Source organism: Paenibacillus sp. P46E, assembly GCF_001909095.1.
GTDB classification, from domain to species: domain Bacteria; phylum Bacillota; class Bacilli; order Paenibacillales; family Paenibacillaceae; genus Paenibacillus_AQ; species Paenibacillus_AQ helianthi.
The window spans coordinates 1-1,532 of sequence record NZ_LVYZ01000118.1; the positions used below are offsets into that span (position 1 = coordinate 1).

The window sequence follows — 1,532 nt, forward strand, 5'->3', positions numbered from 1 at the left end:
AACTGGCCTTCACTGTTATCACTCCCCCAGGCCCAGGCGCTTCCATCAGTTTTAGTAACTACTATGTGATATCTGCCTGTCACTATTGCATTAACTTCGCTGATTCCAGTCTCTTTAATTGGGGAGCCATTTATCCAGGACCATACACTTCCATCTGTCAAAATAACATGATTTCTGATCCCCCCGGAGATTGCCTGTGCACCGCTTAGGCCACTAACGGTCCTAAAATCTGTGCTAGTTCCTCCCCATACTCCTACGCTTCCATCTTTCTTCAGCGCCAATCCATAGTTGTATCCATTCGCTTCTACCGCTGCTATACTTGCAATATCTGTCAATCCAGGCATTAAGACTGCTTTTGCTGTTTGTGTTCCTGTAGAGCCTGGAATTTGTTTGTTACTACTGCTTCCCCAACCCCACACGGTTCCATCACTTGTTAACGCATAGACATAGGAACTTCCTGCCGCCAACATACTTGCGCCACTTATACCCAGAACCTGCACTGGCACATTTCGATTTGTATTTGTATTGTCCCCCAACTGACCAGAGGAGTTTTCCCCCCATGCCCATACTGTTCCGTCATTTTTCAGTGCATAGCTACTGCTTCCATTAGCTACAATGGCAATAACCCCTGTTAAATTCTTTACTTGCACGGGTGATAGTTGACTAATATTGCTTCCGTTTCCTAATTGACCGGCATTATTATAGCCCCACGACCACACGGTTCCATCACTTTTAAGCGCCAGACTATGCATGTTTCCCGCTGCTACTGACACCATGTTTTCTAACCCTGGAATTACAACAGCCGTGGTTTTGGAGGTCGTCGTTCCATCTCCCAATTGACCATTACTGTTTTGTCCCCAAGCCCATACTTTGTTATCTGCCTTTATTTGCAAGGTATGATACCAACTCGCAGATACCCTCACTCGCACTTGGTACGCTTGACTATATAACAACGGTTTATTTATCGTCCAGGCGTTCACCGTCGCTGTTGTCGGTTGTGTAACCTCACCCGAATCAATCACTACCGTTCCGCTTTCATTCAATACTTGCACTTGGTACGCCCCAAATCTGGTTAATGCCGCATCATCTTGTGTCCACCGGATTGAAGGATTGCTGACATTGGTTGTTGCTGGTGATGCTTTACTCCCTAATGGATAGGTCAAGTTCACCTTCGGCGCAGTATTTTCTTTCACCAGTGCCGGTGTGCTATGCGCCACCGTAGTTCCATCTCCTAACTGGCCTTCACTGTTATCACTCCCCCAGGCCCAGGCGCTTCCATCAGTTTTAGTAACTACTATGTGATATCTGCCTGTCACTATTGCATTAACTTCGCTGATTCCAGTCTCTTTAATTGGGGAGCCATTTATCCAGGACCATACACTTCCATCTGTCAAAATAACATGATTTCTGATCCCCCCGGAGATTGCCTGTGCACCGCTTAGGCCACTAACGGTCCTAAAATCTGTGCTAGTTCCTCCCCATACTCCTACGCTTCCATCTTTCTTCAGCGCCAATCCATAGTTGTATCCATT

The 1,532-nt window shown here is 46.5% G+C and carries 1 protein-coding gene; it reads right to left on the reverse strand.

Translation table 11 applies throughout. The annotated features are described in order from the left end of the window. The coding region (locus tag A3849_RS31960) for an RCC1 domain-containing protein (protein ID WP_178382876.1) at nt 1-1,394 on the reverse strand (1,394 nt) is incomplete at its 3' end. Nucleotides 1,395-1,532: the final 138 nt, after the last annotated feature.